At 64.6% G+C, this 18,564-nt stretch carries 13 protein-coding genes; 12 read left to right on the forward strand and 1 reads right to left on the reverse strand.

Annotated elements, in window-relative coordinates; genetic code table 11:
• The first annotated feature begins 5 nt into the window (after window positions 1–5).
• Complete coding sequence (locus SMD10_RS05565; RefSeq protein WP_331684667.1) at window positions 6–1,088, forward strand: ABC transporter ATP-binding protein; 1,083 nt, start codon at window positions 6–8, stop codon at window positions 1,086–1,088.
• A gap of 76 nt (window positions 1,089–1,164) precedes the next feature.
• Window positions 1,165–2,394, forward strand: coding sequence for an NAD(P)/FAD-dependent oxidoreductase (locus tag SMD10_RS05570; RefSeq protein ID WP_331684668.1), 1,230 nt, complete (start codon window positions 1,165–1,167; stop codon window positions 2,392–2,394).
• Between the two features lie 38 nt (window positions 2,395–2,432).
• Here the strand turns inward: SMD10_RS05570 and SMD10_RS05575 are convergent, their stop codons facing one another.
• Window positions 2,433–3,485 carry a LacI family DNA-binding transcriptional regulator gene (locus SMD10_RS05575; protein WP_331684669.1) on the reverse strand — a complete coding sequence of 351 codons (1,053 nt, stop codon included), beginning with the start codon at window positions 3,483–3,485 and terminating at the stop codon, window positions 2,433–2,435.
• 249 nt (window positions 3,486–3,734) lie between these two features.
• Here SMD10_RS05575 and SMD10_RS05580 point away from each other — a divergent pair, with 249 nt between their 5' ends.
• From SMD10_RS05580 to SMD10_RS05625, 10 genes are all read left to right on the forward strand, one after another.
• Window positions 3,735–4,967 carry an ABC transporter substrate-binding protein gene (locus SMD10_RS05580; RefSeq protein WP_432757191.1) on the forward strand — a complete coding sequence of 411 codons (1,233 nt, stop codon included), beginning with the start codon at window positions 3,735–3,737 and terminating at the stop codon, window positions 4,965–4,967.
• A 99-nt stretch (window positions 4,968–5,066) separates the two neighbouring features.
• Window positions 5,067–5,969 (forward strand): carbohydrate ABC transporter permease, encoded by a 903-nt coding sequence (locus SMD10_RS05585; RefSeq protein ID WP_331684768.1) that lies wholly within the window; start codon window positions 5,067–5,069, stop codon window positions 5,967–5,969.
• Window positions 5,966–6,793 (forward strand): carbohydrate ABC transporter permease, encoded by an 828-nt coding sequence (locus tag SMD10_RS05590; RefSeq protein WP_331684670.1) that lies wholly within the window; start codon window positions 5,966–5,968, stop codon window positions 6,791–6,793. Before SMD10_RS05585 ends, SMD10_RS05590 begins: the two co-directional genes overlap by 4 nt.
• Window positions 6,790–7,857: an ABC transporter ATP-binding protein gene (locus SMD10_RS05595; RefSeq protein ID WP_331684671.1), complete on the forward strand. Its 1,068-nt coding sequence runs from the start codon at window positions 6,790–6,792 to the stop codon at window positions 7,855–7,857. The genes SMD10_RS05590 and SMD10_RS05595 overlap by 4 nt, the downstream gene beginning before the upstream one ends.
• Before the next feature lie 102 nt (window positions 7,858–7,959).
• Window positions 7,960–10,281, forward strand: coding sequence for an alpha-xylosidase (gene yicI / locus SMD10_RS05600; RefSeq protein ID WP_331684672.1), 2,322 nt, complete (start codon window positions 7,960–7,962; stop codon window positions 10,279–10,281).
• Window positions 10,282–10,361: 80 nt separating this feature from the next.
• The gene (locus SMD10_RS05605) at window positions 10,362–11,807 is read left to right on the forward strand and encodes a CehA/McbA family metallohydrolase (RefSeq protein ID WP_331684673.1); all 1,446 of its coding nucleotides are present in this window, start codon (window positions 10,362–10,364) and stop codon (window positions 11,805–11,807) included.
• Between the two features lie 288 nt (window positions 11,808–12,095).
• Window positions 12,096–14,066 carry an ABC transporter substrate-binding protein gene (locus tag SMD10_RS05610; RefSeq protein WP_331684674.1) on the forward strand — a complete coding sequence of 657 codons (1,971 nt, stop codon included), beginning with the start codon at window positions 12,096–12,098 and terminating at the stop codon, window positions 14,064–14,066.
• Between the two features lie 132 nt (window positions 14,067–14,198).
• The gene (locus tag SMD10_RS05615; RefSeq protein WP_331684769.1) at window positions 14,199–15,206 is read left to right on the forward strand and encodes an ABC transporter permease; all 1,008 of its coding nucleotides are present in this window, start codon (window positions 14,199–14,201) and stop codon (window positions 15,204–15,206) included.
• A gap of 100 nt (window positions 15,207–15,306) precedes the next feature.
• A complete protein-coding gene (locus SMD10_RS05620) occupies window positions 15,307–16,407 on the forward strand; it encodes an ABC transporter permease (RefSeq protein WP_331684675.1) in 1,101 nt (366 codons plus the stop codon).
• On the forward strand, window positions 16,397–18,493 hold the full coding sequence (locus SMD10_RS05625) for an ABC transporter ATP-binding protein (RefSeq protein ID WP_331684676.1): 2,097 nt from the start codon (window positions 16,397–16,399) through the stop codon (window positions 18,491–18,493). Before SMD10_RS05620 ends, SMD10_RS05625 begins: the two co-directional genes overlap by 11 nt.
• Window positions 18,494–18,564: the final 71 nt, after the last annotated feature.

Genomic DNA, 18,564 nt, shown 5'->3' on the forward strand with positions numbered 1-18,564 from the left:
CCCCCATGCCCGAAATCGACATCCGCTCGGTCCAGAAGAGCTTTCACCATGTCGAGGTCCTGCACTCGGTGGATCTCTCCATCGAAAAAGGCGAGTTCATCGTGCTCGTCGGCCCGTCAGGATGCGGCAAGTCCACGCTGCTCAGGATGATCGCCGGCCTGGAGGAGGTGACGGGCGGCGACATCATGATCGCCGGGCGCCGGGTCAACGACCTGCCGCCGCGCGACCGCGACCTCGCCATGGTGTTCCAATCCTATGCGCTGTACCCGCATATGACGGTCGAAAAGAACCTCAGCTATTCGCTGCGTCTCAGGAAGACGCCGGCCGAGGCGATCCGCACCGCGGTCTCGGGCGCCGCCGATATCCTCGGCCTTGCGCCCTACACGGAGCGGCGGCCCCGCGCGCTGTCGGGCGGCCAGCGCCAGCGCGTCGCCATGGGCCGCGCCATCGTGCGCGAGCCGCGCGCCTTCCTCTTCGACGAGCCTTTGTCAAACCTCGACGCGCGGCTGCGCGAACAGATGCGGGTGGAGATCAAGAAGCTGCACCGCCGGCTGGACACCACATCGATCTACGTGACCCACGACCAGATCGAGGCGATGACGCTGGCCGACCGCATCGTCGCCATGGAGGACGGCAGGATCCGGCAGATCGGCTCGCCGACAGAGCTCTACGAAAAGCCTGCCAACCGGTTTGTCGCCGGTTTCATCGGCTCTCCGGCGATGAATTTCTGCACCGCGCAGGTGACGAACGACGCGGATCGGCTCGGCCTTTCGCTCGCCGAAGGCTGCGTCGTCGATCTGCCCGCAACGGCGCGCCTGCCCGAGAGCGCCGAGGTCGTGGTGGGAATTCGGCCCGAGCATATCCTGTTGGGGGAGGCTGCGGCTGAAAGTCCCCACACGGCGACGGTCGACCTGGTGGAGCCGACGGGCATGGGCGCCATCGTCCATGTCCAGTTCGGACCGGTGGCGCTCAAGGCCTACCATCTCGGCCGTGTCCACTGGGTTCCGGGCGAGGTCATACCCATCGCCCTGCCGGCCGACGCCCTCCATCTTTTCGCGCCGGACGAGGCCGGTGCGCGGCTTGGTTGAATGACGCCAATCCAGCGGGCTGCTAGGTTCGAACGCCCGCTGCTTCGGCGGGGATGCCAATCATGAGAGGTAGAGAGTGAGCGAAGCCATCGTGTTGGGGGCGGGCATGGTGGGAGTGGCGAGCGCGCTCGCCCTCCAGGCCCGAGGCCACCATGTCGTTCTGGTCGACCGGCGGGAGCCGGGCCGCGAGACGAGCTACGGCAATGCCGGCATCATCCAGGCCGAAGCGATGGAACCCTATGCCATGCCGCTGGGCCTGGCGAACCTCTTCGCCATCGCCGCGCGACGAACCAACGACGTCAACTGGCACCTCGGCGCCCTGCCGGGCCTGGCGCGGCCGCTCCTCGCCTATTTCTCCCATTCCTTTCCGGCACGCCACCGGATTGCATCGGCCGCCTACAGCCAGATGATCCGGCGGGCGACGAGCGACCATGCGCCGCTGATCGCGGCCGCCGGCGCCGATCACCTCGTCGCCAGGGATGGGTTCCGGCAGGCCTATCGCACGGCGCCCAGGATGGAAGCCGCGATCACGGAGGCGGAATATCTCAAGACCGAATACGGCGTGGGCATGCGCGTACTGTCGCCGGACCTCCTGAGCGCCGAAGAGCCGTCGCTCAAGCGCAGGATGCAGGGCGGCATCCATTGGACCGAGGCCTGGACGTGCACCGACCCGGGCGGTCTCGTGGCGGCCTATGCCGGCCTGTTCGAAGCGCGCGGCGGCACGATCGTGCACGGCGACGCGATGAGCCTCGCCCAGCAGGGCACCGCCTGGAGTGTCGCCAGCGAAAGCGGCCGGATCGAAGCGGAGACGGCCGTGGTCGCCCTTGGACCGTGGTCGCCCCAGATGCTCGCCCGCTTCGGCTATCGGGTGCCGATGCTGCGCAAGCGCGGCTATCATCGCCACTACCGTCAGACGTCCGCACTGCGCCAGCCCTTCATGGACGCCGAAAGCGGCGCGGTGTGCTCGCCCATGCGCCTGGGATTGAGGATCGCTACGGGAGCCGAACTCGCCGCCTTCGATGCACCGGCGACGCCACGCCAGCTGTTCCACGCCGAAAAGCGGGTCGGCGAGCTGTTCGATCTCGGCGAGCCGGTCGAAGCCGAGCCCTGGCTCGGCAACCGCCCCTGCATGCCGGACATGCTGCCGGTCGTCGGCCGGGCTCCGGACCATCCCGGCCTCTGGCTTCATTTCGGCCACGGCCATCAGGGCTTCACACTGGGGCCGACCACGGCGAACATGCTGGCCGATCAGATCACCGATGGCGCCGAGACCGCGCTTACGGCGGCTCTCGCCTATCGATTCTGACGCCGGACGCAGTCCACGGCCGGCTCCTGTTCTCCTCGTCAGCCGTCTTTCCCGCTTTCGGATACCAACGGCGGATCGCTCTCACCCTCTACCAGTTCGAGCGGCCAGACCAGCTCGCGCGGCGCCTCCGGGTAGAGATGGCGATAGGCGGGAATCGTCGACAACAGGGTTTCGCCGAGCTGTAGGCCGAGGTCGTGCACGGCGACGCGAAAACAGGTCAGCCGCGGCAGCAAGAAGCGGCCGACTGGGCTTTCGCGCTCGGCGATGATCGCGAGGTCTCGGCCCGGCCGAAGCCCGGCTTCCCCAAGTCGACGGTACAAGCCCACCGACATGAGCTCGGCGATCAACAGGATCGCCGTCGGGCGGTTTTCGAGTTGGAGAAGGCGATCACCCGCCGCATATCCGCCTTCCTCGCTGGTTTCGGCTCTAAAGACGATGTCCGGATCGAAAGGCAAGCCGTGGCTTTGCAGCCCCGCCTCGTAGCCGCGCATGAAAAGGCGGCCCAGATTGACGTCAGATGTTGGGGTTGCCACGGCAATGCGCCGATGCCCGCGAGCAACCAGCCTCGTCACCGATTCCCTTGCGATGCCTTCGAAGTCGAGGTCGATCCAAGCACAGCCGGCGCCGGAGCTGCTGCGGCCGAGCGCGACGAAGGGCAGGCCGGCCTTCTGCAGAAAGTCGAGCCGGGGGTCCACCGTGCGTGTCGCCGTGACCACCAGGGCATCGACCAGCCGACGGGCGACCATACGCCGCATATAGTCTTCCGGATCCTCTTCGCTGGAGCACAGGAGGATCACCAGGTCGAGGTTATGACGCGCCAGCGCCGCCTGCAGGCCGCCGATGACACCGGGAAAGAAATTGTCGTTGTGGGCGCCGAGATTGACCCCGTTCGTCATGATCAGGCCGACGGTGTTTGTCGTCCCCTTGCGCAAGCTGCGCCCCGACTGGTTCGGCACGTATCCGAGTTCCGCCGCGGCCTCCAGGACGCGCCGACGCGTCTCGTCATTGACATCGGCCTTGCCATTGAGAGCACGCGAGACCGTACCGGTCGAAATCTGCAGATGCTGCGCCAGCTGGCGGATGCCCGTCATACGGCTCTCCCTCTTGCTGGCCCACTATTGACATACGTACCTCAGCAAGCCTAGTGTCGTAAACGTTTACGGCACGCCTTTGCAGGGGTTTCGAGGAGTTTACCCTGCGGCGTCGTTCGCCCTCGAAAATCCGAAGCGATGGCTGGTCAGGCCGTCACGGCGGTATCGAGCGAGAATCGTATCGTCGGTCTCGCCTCACGACCGGCGGCCGGCGTGCCCCGACAGAGGCAACCATAGGGAGGGAGTCCTATGCGATATCTCAAGGATATTCTGTTCGCATCTGCGGTCCTTGCCGGGCTTGGTCTGACCATGCCCGCTCAGGCCGAGGAGCCTGTCACCATCACCATCTGGACCGTCGACAAGGTCGGCCAGCCCACTCCGGCCCTGGCCAAGGAATTCGACGAGAAGGAGCCCGACATCAACGTCGTCTACCGCGAGATTCCGTTCGCGGATTTGATGAGCGAGGCCATGCGCGCCTATTCGGTGGGCAAGGCGCCGGACATCTTCGCGGTCGACAACCCCGACCAGGCGCTGCTGTCTTCGCACGGCGTGTTGCTCGACCTGACCGACATGATCGCCGGGTCCGACGTGATCAAGGTCGAGAACTATTTTCCCGGCCCGATGAATTCGGCCAAATGGGATGGACGGGTCTACGGTGTGCCGAAGGCCACCAACACCATTGCGCTCTTCTACAACAAGGACATGTTCCGGGCGAAGGGTCTCGATCCCGACAAGCCGCCACAGACCTGGGACGAGATGCTGGACTATGCGCGCAAGCTGACCGATCCGGCGAAAAACGTCTACGGCATCGCCTTCTCCGCCAAGGCTAGCGAGGAAGGCACGTTCCAATTCCTTCCCTTTGCTCAGATGGAAGGCGCCACCTATGAAACCCTCGATTCCGAGGGCGCGGTGAAGGCGCTGAGCTTCTGGAAGCAACTGGTCGACGAAAAGCTCGCTTCCCCCGATGTGCTCACCAATTCCCAGTGGTCCAACACGGCGAGTTTCAACTCCGGCAACGTGGCGATGGACATATCCGGCCCGTGGGAGTTGGATCGGATGGTGTCCGACGCCAAGTTCGATTGGGGGGTGGCCCTGCTGCCGGTGCCGGAAGCAGGCGCACAGCGCTCGTCGGCCATGGGCGACTACAACTGGGTGATCTTCAAGAGCACCAAGCACCCCGAGGCGGCGTTCAAGGCGCTCGAGTATTTTGCCTCGCAGGACAAGACCATGTTTGAGCGCTTCGGCCAGTTGCCGGCGCAAAACAACATAACCATTGCGCCCACTGGCAACGACCAGAAGGACGCGGCGCTCAAGGTCTTCCTCGAGCAGATGAAATACGCCAAGCCGCGCGGCCCGCATCCGGAGTGGCCGAAGATCTCCAAGGCCATCCAGGATGCCATCCAGGCCGCCCTTTCGGGGGCCGCGACACCAAAGGATGCGCTGGACCGCGCCGCCGAGACCATTCGGGGCATCACCGGCTAGGCGCTCTTACGCTTCGTGCGCTTCGCGCCGGCCCGCCGGCGCGAAGATCGAGCCTCATCCTGCGCGGCGTTCTGCCCGTCGCAACAAACTCGAATGACCATGCGCAATCCGCTATCCACTTTTTGGGACGGGCGCGGCTTCGACTTTCTCCTGGTCGGTATCCCGCTGCTCTTTCTTCTCGCCATTTCCGGCGCGGCGCTCCTCTACAACGTGCTGATGAGCTTTCAGCAGGTCGACATCTTCAGTCTGGGAGCGTTCATCCGACCGTGGGCTGGCCTCGCCAACTATCGCGCGATCCTGTCCGACCCGAACTTTTGGCTGATCGTGAAGAACACGGCGATCTTCGTCGTCGGATCGATCGCGGGACAATTCGCCATCGGCTTCGGCCTCGCCCTGTTCTTTCAGCTGCGCTTTGCCGGATCGAGCTATCTGCGCGGCCTGTTTCTGGTGTCCTGGGTGATGCCGGCGCTGGTCACCGGCGCGATATGGAACTGGCTGCTGGCGGGCGATTTCGGCGTCGTGAACTACGTGCTCAATGCCTTGGGCATCGTCGATCACAACATCTTCTGGCGCTCCGATCCGACCTATGCCCTTTGGTCGGTGGTCATCGCCAATATCTGGTTCGGCACCTCCTTCAACATGATCCTGTTGTCGGTCGGCCTCGCCTCCATTCCCGCAGACCTCTACGAGGCCGCAGCCCTCGATGGAGCCAGCCCCTTGCGGCGCTTCTTCACCATAACCCTGCCGATGATGCGTTCGACGATCGGCGCGCTGATCTCGCTTGGCCTGATCTTTACCTTGCAGCAGTTCGATCTCTTCGCCGCCCTCACCGACGGCGGACCGAGCAACGCCTCGAACGTCACCCAATACTGGGCCTGGCAGCTCTCCTTCCGGGAATACGACTTCTCTCGCGGCGCCACGGTCTCGGTGTTGATGATCCTGGTCGTCATCGTCGCCTCCATCGTCTATGTGCGCTCGACACGTCATGAGGTGCGCGGATGACCAACAGATTGCGCGACACCCTTCTCGTTCTCGTCGCACTCGGGCTCGCGGCGCTCTACCTGTTCCCGCTTTACTGGATGTACGTGACTGCGGTGAAGAGCGGCTCGGCGATGTTCGCCAACCCGCCGATCTTCATCCCCGACGACCCGCAATGGCAGATCTTCGGCGACGTCTGGGTGCAGCGGCAGATGGGCCGCTATATCTGGAACTCGCTGGTGATCGCCGCCAGCGCGGTCTCTCTGATCGTCGCCCTTGGGGTCGGATGCGCCTATGTGCTGGCGCGCTATCGCAACGTCTGGATCGACGTGGGCCTGTTCCTGATCCTGATGTTGCAGGTGCTGCCGCCGTCTTTGATGGTGACGCCGATCTTCGTCGGGTTCTCCCAGGTCGGGCTGCTCGACTATCCGCGCTTATCGGTGATCCTGGCGATCACCGCCAAGAGCATGCCGTTCTTCGTCGTTCTGGTGCGAGCCACCTTCATGGCGGTGCCGATGGAGCTCGAGGAAGCCGCCTTGGTCGACGGCAATTCGCGGGTCGGCGCCTTTTTCCATATCGTTCTGCCGCTGGCCCGCAACGGCATTCTGGTCAGCGCCATCCTCATCTTCATGCAGGCCTTCGGCGAGTTCGTCTATTCCAAGTCCATCATTCAGGACGTCGAGCTTCAGCCGGCCAGCGTCGGCCTCAACACCTTCATGGGACCGAATTCGGTGAACTGGAACGAGATCATGGCCTACGCCTCGATCTATGTGACGCCCATTCTCGGCGCCTTCGTCCTGCTTCAGCGCCGGATCGTGTCCGGACTGACTTCGGGAGCCCTCAAATGACCGCACAAATCGAATTCGACAGGGTCGAGAAGTATTATGGCCGCTTCCACGCCCTAAAGGATATCGAACTGACGGTCGAAAAGGGCTCGTTCGTGGCCCTGGTCGGCCCGTCCGGCTGCGGCAAGACCACCTTGCTGCGGTCCCTGGCCGGGCTCGAGAAGATCTCCGGCGGCGAAATCCGCATCGTCGGCGAGCGGATGAACGAAGTACCGCCGCGCAAGCGCGACATCGCCATGGTCTTCCAGTCCTACGCGCTCTATCCCCACATGACGGTGGAGGAAAACCTCACCTACAGCCTGCGGGTTCGCGGCACCAGCCGGAAGGACGCCCGCAAGGCGGCGCAAGAGGTGGCGGCGACGACCGAGCTGTCGCATCTGCTGAAGCGCTATCCGCGCGAATTGTCGGGCGGCCAGCGCCAGCGCGTGGCCATGAGCCGCGCCATCATCCGCGACCCCAAGGCCTTTCTGTTCGACGAACCGCTGTCCAACCTCGACGCGGCCCTTCGAGTCCACATGCGCAAGGAGATCCGCTCGCTCCACGAGCGGCTCGGCGCGACCTCGGTCTATGTCACGCACGATCAGATCGAGGCGATGACCATGGCCGATCGGGTTGTGCTGATGAAGGACGGTCGGATCGAACAGGTCGGCGCGCCGCTCGAACTCTACGACCGGCCTGTCAACCGCTTCGTCGCCGGCTTCATCGGTTCGCCGGCCATGAACTTCGTTCCGGCGGTCGTCGGAGAGGACGGCCGGAGCCTGGTGCTAGGCTTTGCCGAACCGCAGACGATCGCCTATGGCGGGCGGCTCGATCCCGGTCGATCGGTGATCGTTGGACTGCGGCCGGAGCACCTGACGCTCGTCGGCCGGCCGGAGGCCTCCATCCTTCTGCTACTGCGCACCAGCGAGGCGACGGGCGCCACGACCTTCCTGTTCACCGACAGCACGCCGGAAATCGCGGTCGTACTGAACGGACGCACGGACCTTCAAGCCGGCGACACGATCGGTCTGCGGATCGATCCCGACCGGATTCACATCTTCGACGAAACCAGCGGCGAGCGCATCTAGCGCCGCCTTTTTCATGCTCAGCCGATCCAGCGCGTTCCCGCGCGGCTCCCGCTTGCGCCCGCGCGCACCGCATCGGCACCATCAAGACCGAGGACGACAATCATGAAATTCAGCGACGGCAACTGGTCGATACCCACGAACCTCTCCGTCATGCATCCCGTGCAGGTGTTCGACACGCAGGTCGACGGCAACGAACTGGTGATCTACGCACCCAGTTGGGACGCGTGCGAACGCGGCGCCCAAATCAACACCAAGCTGTTCACGATCCGGCTGTTCTCTCCGCTGGAAGGCATCATCGGCGTTCGCATCGAGCACTTTCAAGGTGTCATCGACAAGGGACCGAATTTCGAACTGTTTCCCGACGCCGGCTTCAGGCCGGTCATCGAGGACGGAACGGATTATGCCAGCCTGACGAGCGGCTCCTTGACCGCACGGGTCGCCAAGGACGGTTCCTGGCGGCTGGAATTTCTGAGAGACGGCAAGCCGCTGACCGAAAGCGGCTACAAATCCGGCGGCTACGCCGTCGACAGCGACGACGGCGGACAGCCCTATCTGTTCGAGCGCCTGGACCTGGGCGTCGGCGGCCTCGTCTACGGTCTCGGCGAGCGCTTCACCGGCTTCGTCAAGAACGGCCAGAGCGTCGAGATCTGGAACCGCGACGGGGGCGCCAACACCGAACAGGCCTACAAGAACATCCCGTTCTTCCTGACCAATCGCGGCTGGGGCCTGTTCGTCAACAATCCCGGCAGGGTCGAGTTCGAGATCGGCTCCGAAAAGGTCTCCAAGGCGCAGTTCAGCGTGCCGGGTGAAGCGCTGGAATACTATGTCATCGACGGGCCGGAGCCGAAGGGGGTGCTCGACCGTTACACCCGACTGACCGGGCGCCCCGCCCTGCCCGCCCCCTGGTCGTTCGGGCTGTGGCTGACCACCTCGTTCACCACCGACTACGACGAGGCGACCGTCACCGGCTTTCTCGACGGTATGGCCGAGCGCGACATCCCGCTGCACGTCTTCCATTTCGACTGCTTCTGGATGCGGGGTCTGCACTGGTGCGACTTCGAGTGGGACCCGGAGATGTTCCCCGACCCTGAGGCCATGCTCAAGCGCTACAAGGAGCGCGGCCTGAAGATCTGCGTCTGGATCAACTCCTACATCGCCCAGCGGTCAAAGCTGTTCAAGGACGGCAAGGAGAACGGCTATCTGATCAAGCGGGCGGACGGCTCCGTCTGGCAATGGGACCGCTGGCAACCCGGCCAGGCGGTGGTCGACTTCACCAATCCGGAGGCCTGCGAGTGGTATGCCGGCCATCTGAAGCGGCTGGTCGCGATGGGCGTCGACTGCTTCAAGACGGATTTCGGCGAACGCATTCCCACCGACGTGGTTTACCACGACGGCTCCGACCCGCAGAAAATGCACAACTACTACACCCAACTCTACAACAAGGTGACCTACGGAGCGCTGGAAAGCGCGAAGGGCAAGGGCCAGGCGGTGCTGTTCGCGCGCTCGGCGACCACCGGCGGCCAACAGTTCCCGGTGCACTGGGGCGGCGACTGTTACTCCGACTTCAATGCGATGGCCGAATCCCTGCGCGGCGGCCTGTCGCTCGGCCTGTCGGGCTTCGGCTTCTGGAGCCACGACATCGGCGGCTTCGAGTACACGGCGGAAGCCGACGTCTACAAGCGTTGGTGCGCCTTCGGCCTGCTCTCCAGCCACAGCCGGCTGCACGGCTCGAAGTCCTACCGCGTACCGTGGCTCTATGACGACGAAGCCGTCGACGTTCTGCGCTTCTTCACCAAACTCAAGTGCCGGCTGATGCCGTATATCTTTTCGGCCGCCTGCGAGGCACCGCAGACCGGTCTGCCGGTGATGCGGGCGATGCTCCTGGAGTTCCCGGACGCTCCGGGCTGCGAAACGCTCGACCGGCAGTACATGCTTGGCCCGTCGCTGCTCGTGGCGCCCGTGCTCGCCCCGTCGGGCGAGGTCACGGTCTACCTGCCGGAAGGCCGCTGGACCCATCTGCTCACCGGCGAGGTCGTGGATGGTCGCGGCTGGCGGCGCGAGACGCACGATTTCATGAGCCTGCCCGTCTATGTCCGGCCGAACACGCTGCTCGCCTGGGGCGCCAACGACAGAAAGCCGGACTACGACTATGCCGAGGATACGGTTTTCGCGCTTTACCAGCTGAGCGACGGGTGTAGCGCGGAGGCGGGCGTGCATGCCGCCGACGGCAGTTTGATCCAGAGGCTGACGGTCACCCGCAAGGGCGGCAACCTTTCTGTCGAGGCCTCGGATGTCGATCGCGCCTGGACGCTGCGGCTGCAGGGCGTCGAGGGCGTTGCTTCGATTTCCGATGGCGTATCACGCGAAACGACGCCGGAAGGCTTGGTTCTGAAGGGCCGTGGCGCAGCTACGATCACGCTCTGATCGGAATCGCTGGCGGGTCGCAGCGTTGTCATCTGCGGGGCATAGGGTGGTCGAATACCCACCCCATTCCTTCAGTCCTCATGACCGTGCCCGTCCTCTCGCCCGCTCCGCAAAGACCCGCCGACAGAACTCTCGCACTCGAACTCGGCGCCGACGACAAGGCTGAAAACCCTTACCGGCTCGTCCCCTTCGACGTGCCGTCCGGCGTAACGCGACTGGAGGTGCGCTTCTTCTATCCGAAGGCCGAAAACTGCGTCATCGACCTCGGTCTCGGGGATCCTGCCCTCGGGCCCTATCCGTCGAAATGTGGTCTTCGTGGCTGGAGCGGCGGCGCGCGCGAGCGCATCGTCGTGGGGCGCGATGCGGCGACGCCGGGCTACGAGGCCGGCGACATCATGCCCGGCCGATGGCAGGTCATTCTGGGGCTCTACCGTCTGCCGGAGCATCCGGTCGAAGTCAGGCTGGACATCCGCTTTTCCTTCGAGCCGCGTACGATCGTGGCCGCCTCTGCGATCCCCGATCCGGTCCGCCGAACGGCCGGCTGGTACAAGGGCGACCTGCAATCGCACTGCTTTCATTCCGACGCCTATGGCGCGCCGGAACATCTGCATGCAACGGCGCTGCGCGAAGGCCTCGATTTCCTGGCCGTGACGGATCACAACACCACCGCCCAGCAGCGCGCCTATTTCGACCGCGCGTCCAGCGAAGACCTCATCTTCATCCCGGCCTACGAATTCACCACCGAATGGGGCCACGCCAACGTCTTCGGGGCGCGCCGGGTGCATGATTTTCGCGCGACCTCCGACCAAGACGTGATCGACATGGTCCGGCGCATTCGCGATTCCGGCGCGCTGTTTTCGATCAACCACGACAAGCCAACCATTCCCTGGCGCTGGGCCGTGCCGGACGCCGACTGCATGGAAGTCTGGCAGAGCCATTGGCTGGCGGGCAATCACATCTCGCTGGCCCGCTATCAGTCGCGGCTCTCCGAAGGCCGCAGGATGACGGCCGTCGGCGGCTCCGACTTTCATCAGCCGGCGACGGAGCCGCCGGGCAATCCGTTCACCCTGGCGCGCCCCTGCACCTATCTCTGGCTGGAAGAGCTCTCGCTGAGCGCCATCCTCGACGCACTGCGTCATGGCCGAAGCTTCGTGACCGAGGCGCCGGATGGCCCGATGCTCGCCATTTCGGCGGATGGCTGCGGGATGGGCGGGCACCTGCCGGCCGGTCCGACAACGCTCGAGGTCGACGTCAGCGGCGGTGCCGGCGATATGGTCCAGATCTGGGACGCGAGCGGTCCGATCGCCTCGCGCCCGGTCGCCTCCGAGCGCGAAACGCTGGTCTTTGTCCTGCCGAATCCGCAGAAGTTCGTCCGTGCCGAACTCGTCGCGCGGGCGACCCACGATGCGATCCGCGACAATCTCTTTGCCTTCCTGGGCGCCGAGCGGCCGGGGCATTCGCAGTGGGACGACGGCGTGGGCCAGCCCATCCGCCGCGCCCTGACGAGCCCGATCTACATCGCATAAGGCCACGCGCGGCTTTGGGCGCGGCGTTTTTCCACAGCCCCCCGATCGACGTCGGTGCACGACGAGGCCGGTCAGGCGACCGTCCCCAAAACCCTTCGAAAGCCGTCGTTTCGAACGCATCCTGTGAAGGACGGACGCGGCTTGCGCGACCGAAGTCGTTCGATTGTCGGGCTGAGTGTCATCCAGCCGACATGTGCTGCGCTTATGCGCCGGGTCTGCGGCGTACGCTCTTCCTTCCAACGCTGCATCTCAATGCCGACCGCATCTATGGCAACGAAAGGAAGCCAAATGAATCCCAAGTGGAATCGCGCGGCAGCCCTTGCCGGCAGCGTGGTGTTCGTCACGTTTGCCGGCTCCGCACTAGCCCAAACCTGCTCCACCTATCACGAAGCCCCGATACTGGCGGACCAAGTCGCCTCCGGGGCTCTACCGCCCGTTGCCGATCGACTTCCCGACGAGCCGCTGGTCGTCGAGCCTGCCGAGCAGACCGGCGTCTACGGCGGCGAGATGGTCGACACGACCAGCGGTAGCCGCATCGCCGAATTTCGTCACTACGGTTACGAGCCGCTGGTTCGCTGGTCGGTGGACGGCAGCGAGATCGTGCCCAATATCGCCAAGAGCTGGGACGTCTCGGAGGACGCCACGACCTACACGTTCCACTTGCGCAAAGGGATGAAGTGGTCCGACGGCGAACCGTTCACCGCCCACGACATCGTCTTCTGGTGGGAGCACGTCGAGACCAACACCGACCTCAACCCGACGCCGCGGGGCTTTTTCCTGGTGGACGGCGAGCCGGCGACGGTCGAGGCGCTCGACGACGAAACCGTCCGCTTTTCCTGGTCCAAGCCGAACGGGCTGTTCCTGCTGAACCTGGCAACCTCCTACGGTCAGCGCGTCGTCCAGTTCGCCGAACATTATCTGAAGGACTTCGATCGCGATCTGAACCCGGACGCCGTCGCCGAAAAGATGAAGCAGGCCGGCGAGACCGATTACAACAAGTGGTGGTGGGCCACCGTCGGCTCCTACGGCTCCCAGGCGGAATACAACGATCCCAACCGCCCACAGATCCAGGCCTGGATCGCCGCCGAGCCCTTCCTGGGCAAGGAACGGTTCTCGTTCGTTCGCAACCCGTACTTCTTCAAGGTCGATCCGGACTGCAACCAACTGCCCTATATCGACGAGCGCACCTGGGTGCTGGTTCAGGACCCCGAGGTCGAACTCGCCAAGTCGCTGTCCGGCGAGATCGACATCAGCCGCGTCGCCATTTCGAACCCGAGCAACCGGGCCATCTTCTTCCAGAACCAGGAGCAGGGCGACTACCGGATCATCGAGGCGGACAGTGCCGACATGAACACCGGCTATTTCATGCTGGCGATGAACCACCCCGATCCGTTCAAGGCCAAGGTCTTCCAGGACAAGAATTTCCGCATCGGCCTGTCGCTCGCGATCGACCGTCCGGAAATCATCGACGTGGTCTATCTCGGCCAGGGCGAGCCCTATCAGGCCGCGCCGCGCCCGAACTCGCCCTACTACAACGAGCAGGCCGCCAAGCAGTACACCGATTACGATCCGCAGAAGGCCAACGAATATCTGGACAAGGTTCTGCCGGACAAGGATGCCGAGGGTTTCCGCCTGAACGACAAGGGCGAACGCTTTCACCTGCTTCTGACCGTCGACCAGGGTTTCCGGCCCGACTGGGTCGATATGGCCACGCTGGTCAAGCGCTATTGGGAGGCCGTCGGCATCGAGGTCACGCTCGACGTGGTGAGCGACGAACTCTATCAGGACCGCTCCGTCGCGCCCGACCGCGACCTCAACCTCTGGATCGCGGAAAACGGCTCGGGCCGGCTGCCGCTGATCGGCGCTGGCGTCATGCTCGGCGGCCCGGGCATGGCCGGCAACATGGATGCCTGGGAACTCGGCTATGCCGAGGAGACCGGCGTTTCAGCCAATTTCGGATCGGAGGTCGCCGGTAACGTCGAGCCGGTGAAACCGCCCGAAGAGGTCAAGCATCTGATGGACCTGCTCGTCGAAATCCCGACCACCGCGGGCGACAAGCAGGAAGCGCTGATGAAGGACTACGTGCAGAGCATCGCCGACTACTTCCCCAACATCGGCATCGCGCTTCCGGCCGGCAACTATCGCGCCGTGAGGAACCGCCTGCGCAACGTTCCGTATCATCTGATCGAGGGCTGGCTCTATCCCGGCATCGCGCCGGCCAACTTCTCGAGCTTCTACATCGACCCGGATCGCCAATAGCGCTCGTCACGGGCCAACGGGATAGAGCCGCTGTGTTCAGGTTGAATCGCAGTGTCGCTCCAGCCTCTCATTTCCACGCATGATGCCGAGGAGCGGCCGACGACGCCGCTCCTCGCTTCCTCGGACACGCCCATGTACCGCTTCCTGGCCAGGAGACTGGTTCTTCTCGTCGTGACGGTGTTCGCCATCACCGTCGTATCCTTCGCCGTCATCACGCTGCCGCCGGGCGATTTTGTCGATTCCGTCGTGCTGGAGGCGCGCAAGACCGGCGACATGATGACGCCGGGGGAAATCTCCGCGCTGCGCCACCAATATGGCTTGGACAAGAGCGTCGCCGCTCAATACGGCAACTGGATGAAGAACATCCTCCTCAGCGGCGATTTCGGATGGTCGTTCTTCTGGCATCGCCCGGTGTCCAGCCTGATCTGGGAGCGGCTCGGTCTGACCTCTCTGTTGTCGATCCTGACGCTGATATTCATCTGGGTGGTCGCCATACCGACCGGCATCTATTCCGCGGTCCGCAAGTATTCCTTGGGCGATTACGTGTTTACGGCAGTCGGTTTCATCGGCCTTGCCGTGCCGAACTTTCTGCTCGCACTGATCCTCCTGTACATTTCGTTCAAATATTTCGGACAGAGCGTCGGCGGACTGTTCTCCCCCCATTACGTCGACAGGCCCTGGTCGCTCGGCAAGGTGGGCGATCTCGTCAGCCATCTCTGGATTCCCATGGTCGTGCTCGGCACCGCCGGCACCGCCAGCGTCATTCGCACCATCCGTGCCAACCTGCTGGACGAACTGCACAAGCCCTATGTCGTGACGGCGCGCGCCAAGGGGGTTCCCGAGCGCAAGCTGGTCCTGAAATATCCGGTCCGCCACTCGCTCAACCCGTTCGTCAGCGGCATGAACGAAATCTTCGTCACTATCGTCTCGGGCGAAACCATCGTCGCCGTGGTCCTCGGCCTGCAGACGACCGGCCCGCTGCTGTTGGGCGCCCTCAAGTCGCAGGACATGTTCCTGGCGGCCACCCTGATCATGTTCCTGAGTTGCCTCGCCGTTCTCGGAACCCTGTTTTCCGATCTCCTGCTGATGGCGCTCGATCCACGCATCCGCCGGCAGGCCCGCGACGGAGAGATGCTGTGAGGCCGATACGCGTCGCCCGGTGCCTGCCCCCTGCGGCCACCCCCGGCACCCATCGCCGGGGCACAGGCTTCGGCCACATGGACCGCGCTCGGGGGACGTCGTGAGCGAACCGTCCGAATATGCGAGCTACGGGAGGCTCATCTGGCGCCGTTTCAAGCGCCACAAGCTGGGCGTGGTCGGCGGCATCGTCACGATGATGATCTATGTCGTGGCGCTCTTCGTCGAGTTCATCGCGCCTTATAATCCGGAGGATTTCTCGCCGCGGGCGCTGTTCTCGCCGCCGCAGGCGATCCGGCTTCTCGAATCTACGCCGGAGGGTGGCCGCCGGCTGCGGCTTCATGCCTTGGCGTCCAAATCGACCGTCGACTACACCACCGGCCAGCGCACCTATGTGCCGGATCCCGACCACGTCGTCGAGCTGGGTTTCTTCGTCAAGGGCGATCCCTACCGGATGTGGGGCTTCGTGCCGTGGGACCGGCATCTGTTCGGTCCCGTCGATCCGCATGAGCGGGTCTATTTCCTCGGCACCGACCGGCTGGGTCGCGACATGCTCAGCCGCACCATCTACGCGACGCGCATTTCCATGACGATCGGGCTCATCGGCGTCGGTCTGAGCCTGGTTCTGGGGCTCATCATCGGCGGCGCGTCGGGCTATTTCGGCGGCTGGATCGACGTCGTCATCCAGCGCGTGATCGAATTTCTCCAATCGCTGCCCTCCATTCCGCTCTGGATCGGCCTCGCCGCGGCCATTCCTCCGACCGTGCCGCCGGTAGAGACCTACTTTCTCATCACCGTCATTCTTTCGATCCTCGGATGGACGGGGCTCGGGCGCGTCGTGCGCGGCCGCTTCATGGCGCTCAAGGCGGAAGATTTCGTCGTCGCCGCGCAGCTCGATTGCTGTCCGCCGAGCCGCATCATCTGGCGCCACATGATCCCGAACTTCCTGAGCCACATCATCGCCGTGGTGACACTGGCCATTCCCGGCATGATCATCGCGGAAACCTCGCTCAGCTATCTCGGCATCGGCCTGCGCCAGCCGGTGGTGAGTTGGGGCGTGCTCCTGCAGGAGGCGCAGAACCTGCGCTCCATCTCGGCTGCCCCGTGGCTGTTCGTCCCGGGCGTCGCGGTCGTCGTCTCGGTGCTGGCGCTCAATTTCCTGGGCGACGGGCTGCGCGACGCAGGTGATCCCTATGAGACCTGAACCGCTGCTGTCCGTCGACGGCCTGACCGTTTCCTTCGACGGCGACGACCACCGTTTGTTGGCGCTCAATGACGTCAGCTTCGCCATTCCGCGTGGCAAGACGGTCTGCGTGGTCGGCGAATCCGGCTGCGGCAAGTCGCTGACGGCGCGCAGCATTCTGCGCATCCTCGACAAGAACGCCCGTATCGACGGCGGCGGCATCCTCTTCGACGACGCCGATGGCGAGCGCAAGGATCTCGCGCGCTTCAAGCCGAAGGCGCCCGACCTGCACGCGGTGCGAGGCAACAAGATCTCGATGATCTTTCAGGAGCCGATGACGGCGCTGTCGAGCTTCTACACCATCGGCAACCAGATCGTCGAAGCCGTGCGCACCCATGCCCGTATTCCCGAGTCGGAGGCGCGCGCCCAGGCGATCGAAGCGCTCACGGCGGTGGGCATGCCCAATCCGGAAGCGCGGCTCGGCGCCTATACGTTCGAGCTTTCCGGCGGCCAGCGGCAGCGCGCGATGATCGCGATGGCGCTCGCCACCAAGCCGCAGCTTCTGATCGCCGACGAGCCGACGACCGCGCTCGACGTGACCACGCAGGCGGTGATCCTCGACCTCCTGCGCGAGTTGCAAACGCGGCTGGGCATGTCGATGCTCTTCATCACCCACGATCTCGGCGTGGTCGCCGAAATCGCCGACGACGTCGTGGTGATGTATCTCGGCGAGGTCGTCGAACGCGGGCCGGCCGAGCGGATCTTCAATGCGCCGCAGCATCCGTACACCCAGGCACTTCTGGGCGCCGCACCGCGCTACGATCTTCATCGCGGCCACCGCCTGCCGGTCATTCCGGGCACCGTGCCGAGCCTGCACGAGCGCCCCGCCGGCTGCGCCTTCGTCAACCGCTGCCCCTTTGCCAAGCAAGGTGTCTGCGACCAAAGCCGGCCGCCGATGATCGAAGGCGAGACCGATGCCCTGTGCTTCTTCGCCGGTCGCCTGAGCGACGCAGCCCTCGCAGCGGCGCCGGCGATATCCACCAAGGCCGAGGCAACCCAAGTTCCGGTCCCGACGGCATCAACTCCGGCAGCTCCGCTGCTGGCGGCGCGAAACGTCTCCATGCATTTCCGTAAACATGGCGGCTTCCTGCAACCGCCCCTGCAGGTCACGCGAGCCGTTTCCGATCTGACATTGGCGTTGCGGGAGGGCGAGACCCTCGGCCTCGTCGGCGAGTCGGGCAGCGGCAAATCGACCTTGGGGCGCGTCCTTGCCGGTCTCTGGCAGCCGACGGCAGGCCGCGTCGTACTTCGCCGCAATGGCGAAGACGCCGACATCACTAGCATTCCGCAGGCCGAGCGCCGACAGGTCTGGCAAGATATCCGCATGGTCTTTCAGGATCCGTTCGGCTCCCTGAACCCGCGGATGAACGTCTTCGACATCGTGGCGGAGCCGTTGCGCATGGGGCCGGCCCGGATCAAGGACAAAAGCAGGCTCGTCGAACGGGTGGAGGAAGTGCTCGCCCATGTCGGGCTCGACCGGTCCCAGGCCAACCGCTACCCGCACACCTTTTCGGGCGGACAGCGCCAGCGGATCGGCATCGCCCGCGCGCTGGCGCCGCATCCGAAGATCATCATCGCCGACGAGCCGGTGTCCGCGCTCGACGTGTCGGTGCAGGCGCAGATCCTCAATCTGTTTCGGGATCTGCAGACCGAGCTCGGGCTCACCTATCTGTTCGTCTCGCACGATCTCAACGTCGTTTCCAACGTCGCCCATCGTGTCGCCGTGATGTATGCCGGACGTGTGGTCGAGGTCGCCGACACCGCCCAGATCTACTACCGGCCCCGTCACCCCTATACGGCAGCGCTTCTCGGCTCGGTGCTGACGCCGGAATACCGCGCCGAAAAGCCGGAGCGGCGGCCGATCGGCGGACATCCTCCCAATCCGATGGCCTTGCCCAAGGGCTGTTCCTTCGCTCCGCGCTGTCCGTTTGCCATGGATCTGTGCCGCCACGCGCCCCCGGCGCTCGAAGACGACGGCGCGGACCACGTGACGGCCTGCCATCGCAAGTCCGAAATCTCGCTGTCGGGCCTCCGGGGCCCTAACTAAGGCGGCGGCCCCTCCCCTTTCCATCGGCCGACATGGCACGGCGGCACGGTTCGCCGTCGTTCGCCGGCCGC

This window comes from Consotaella aegiceratis (assembly GCF_036541425.1).
Taxonomy (GTDB): domain Bacteria; phylum Pseudomonadota; class Alphaproteobacteria; order Rhizobiales; family Rhizobiaceae; genus Consotaella; species Consotaella aegiceratis.

Excerpts from the sequence above, each read along its gene's own strand:
- SMD10_RS05565 (WP_331684667.1), top strand. The coding sequence starts at position 6 with ATGCCCGAAATCGACATCCGCTCGGTCCAGAAGAGCTTTCACCATGTC.
- SMD10_RS05575 (WP_331684669.1), bottom strand. The coding sequence starts at position 3,485 with ATGACGGGCATCCGCCAGCTGGCGCAGCATCTGCAGATTTCGACCGGT.
- SMD10_RS05580 (WP_432757191.1), top strand. The coding sequence starts at position 3,735 with ATGCGATATCTCAAGGATATTCTGTTCGCATCTGCGGTCCTTGCCGGG.
- SMD10_RS05585 (WP_331684768.1), top strand. The coding sequence starts at position 5,067 with ATGCGCAATCCGCTATCCACTTTTTGGGACGGGCGCGGCTTCGACTTT.
- SMD10_RS05590 (WP_331684670.1), top strand. The coding sequence starts at position 5,966 with ATGACCAACAGATTGCGCGACACCCTTCTCGTTCTCGTCGCACTCGGG.
- SMD10_RS05595 (WP_331684671.1), top strand. The coding sequence starts at position 6,790 with ATGACCGCACAAATCGAATTCGACAGGGTCGAGAAGTATTATGGCCGC.
- yicI (WP_331684672.1), top strand. The coding sequence starts at position 7,960 with ATGAAATTCAGCGACGGCAACTGGTCGATACCCACGAACCTCTCCGTC.
- SMD10_RS05605 (WP_331684673.1), top strand. The coding sequence starts at position 10,362 with ATGACCGTGCCCGTCCTCTCGCCCGCTCCGCAAAGACCCGCCGACAGA.
- SMD10_RS05610 (WP_331684674.1), top strand. The coding sequence starts at position 12,096 with ATGAATCCCAAGTGGAATCGCGCGGCAGCCCTTGCCGGCAGCGTGGTG.
- SMD10_RS05615 (WP_331684769.1), top strand. The coding sequence starts at position 14,199 with ATGTACCGCTTCCTGGCCAGGAGACTGGTTCTTCTCGTCGTGACGGTG.
- SMD10_RS05625 (WP_331684676.1), top strand. The coding sequence starts at position 16,397 with ATGAGACCTGAACCGCTGCTGTCCGTCGACGGCCTGACCGTTTCCTTC.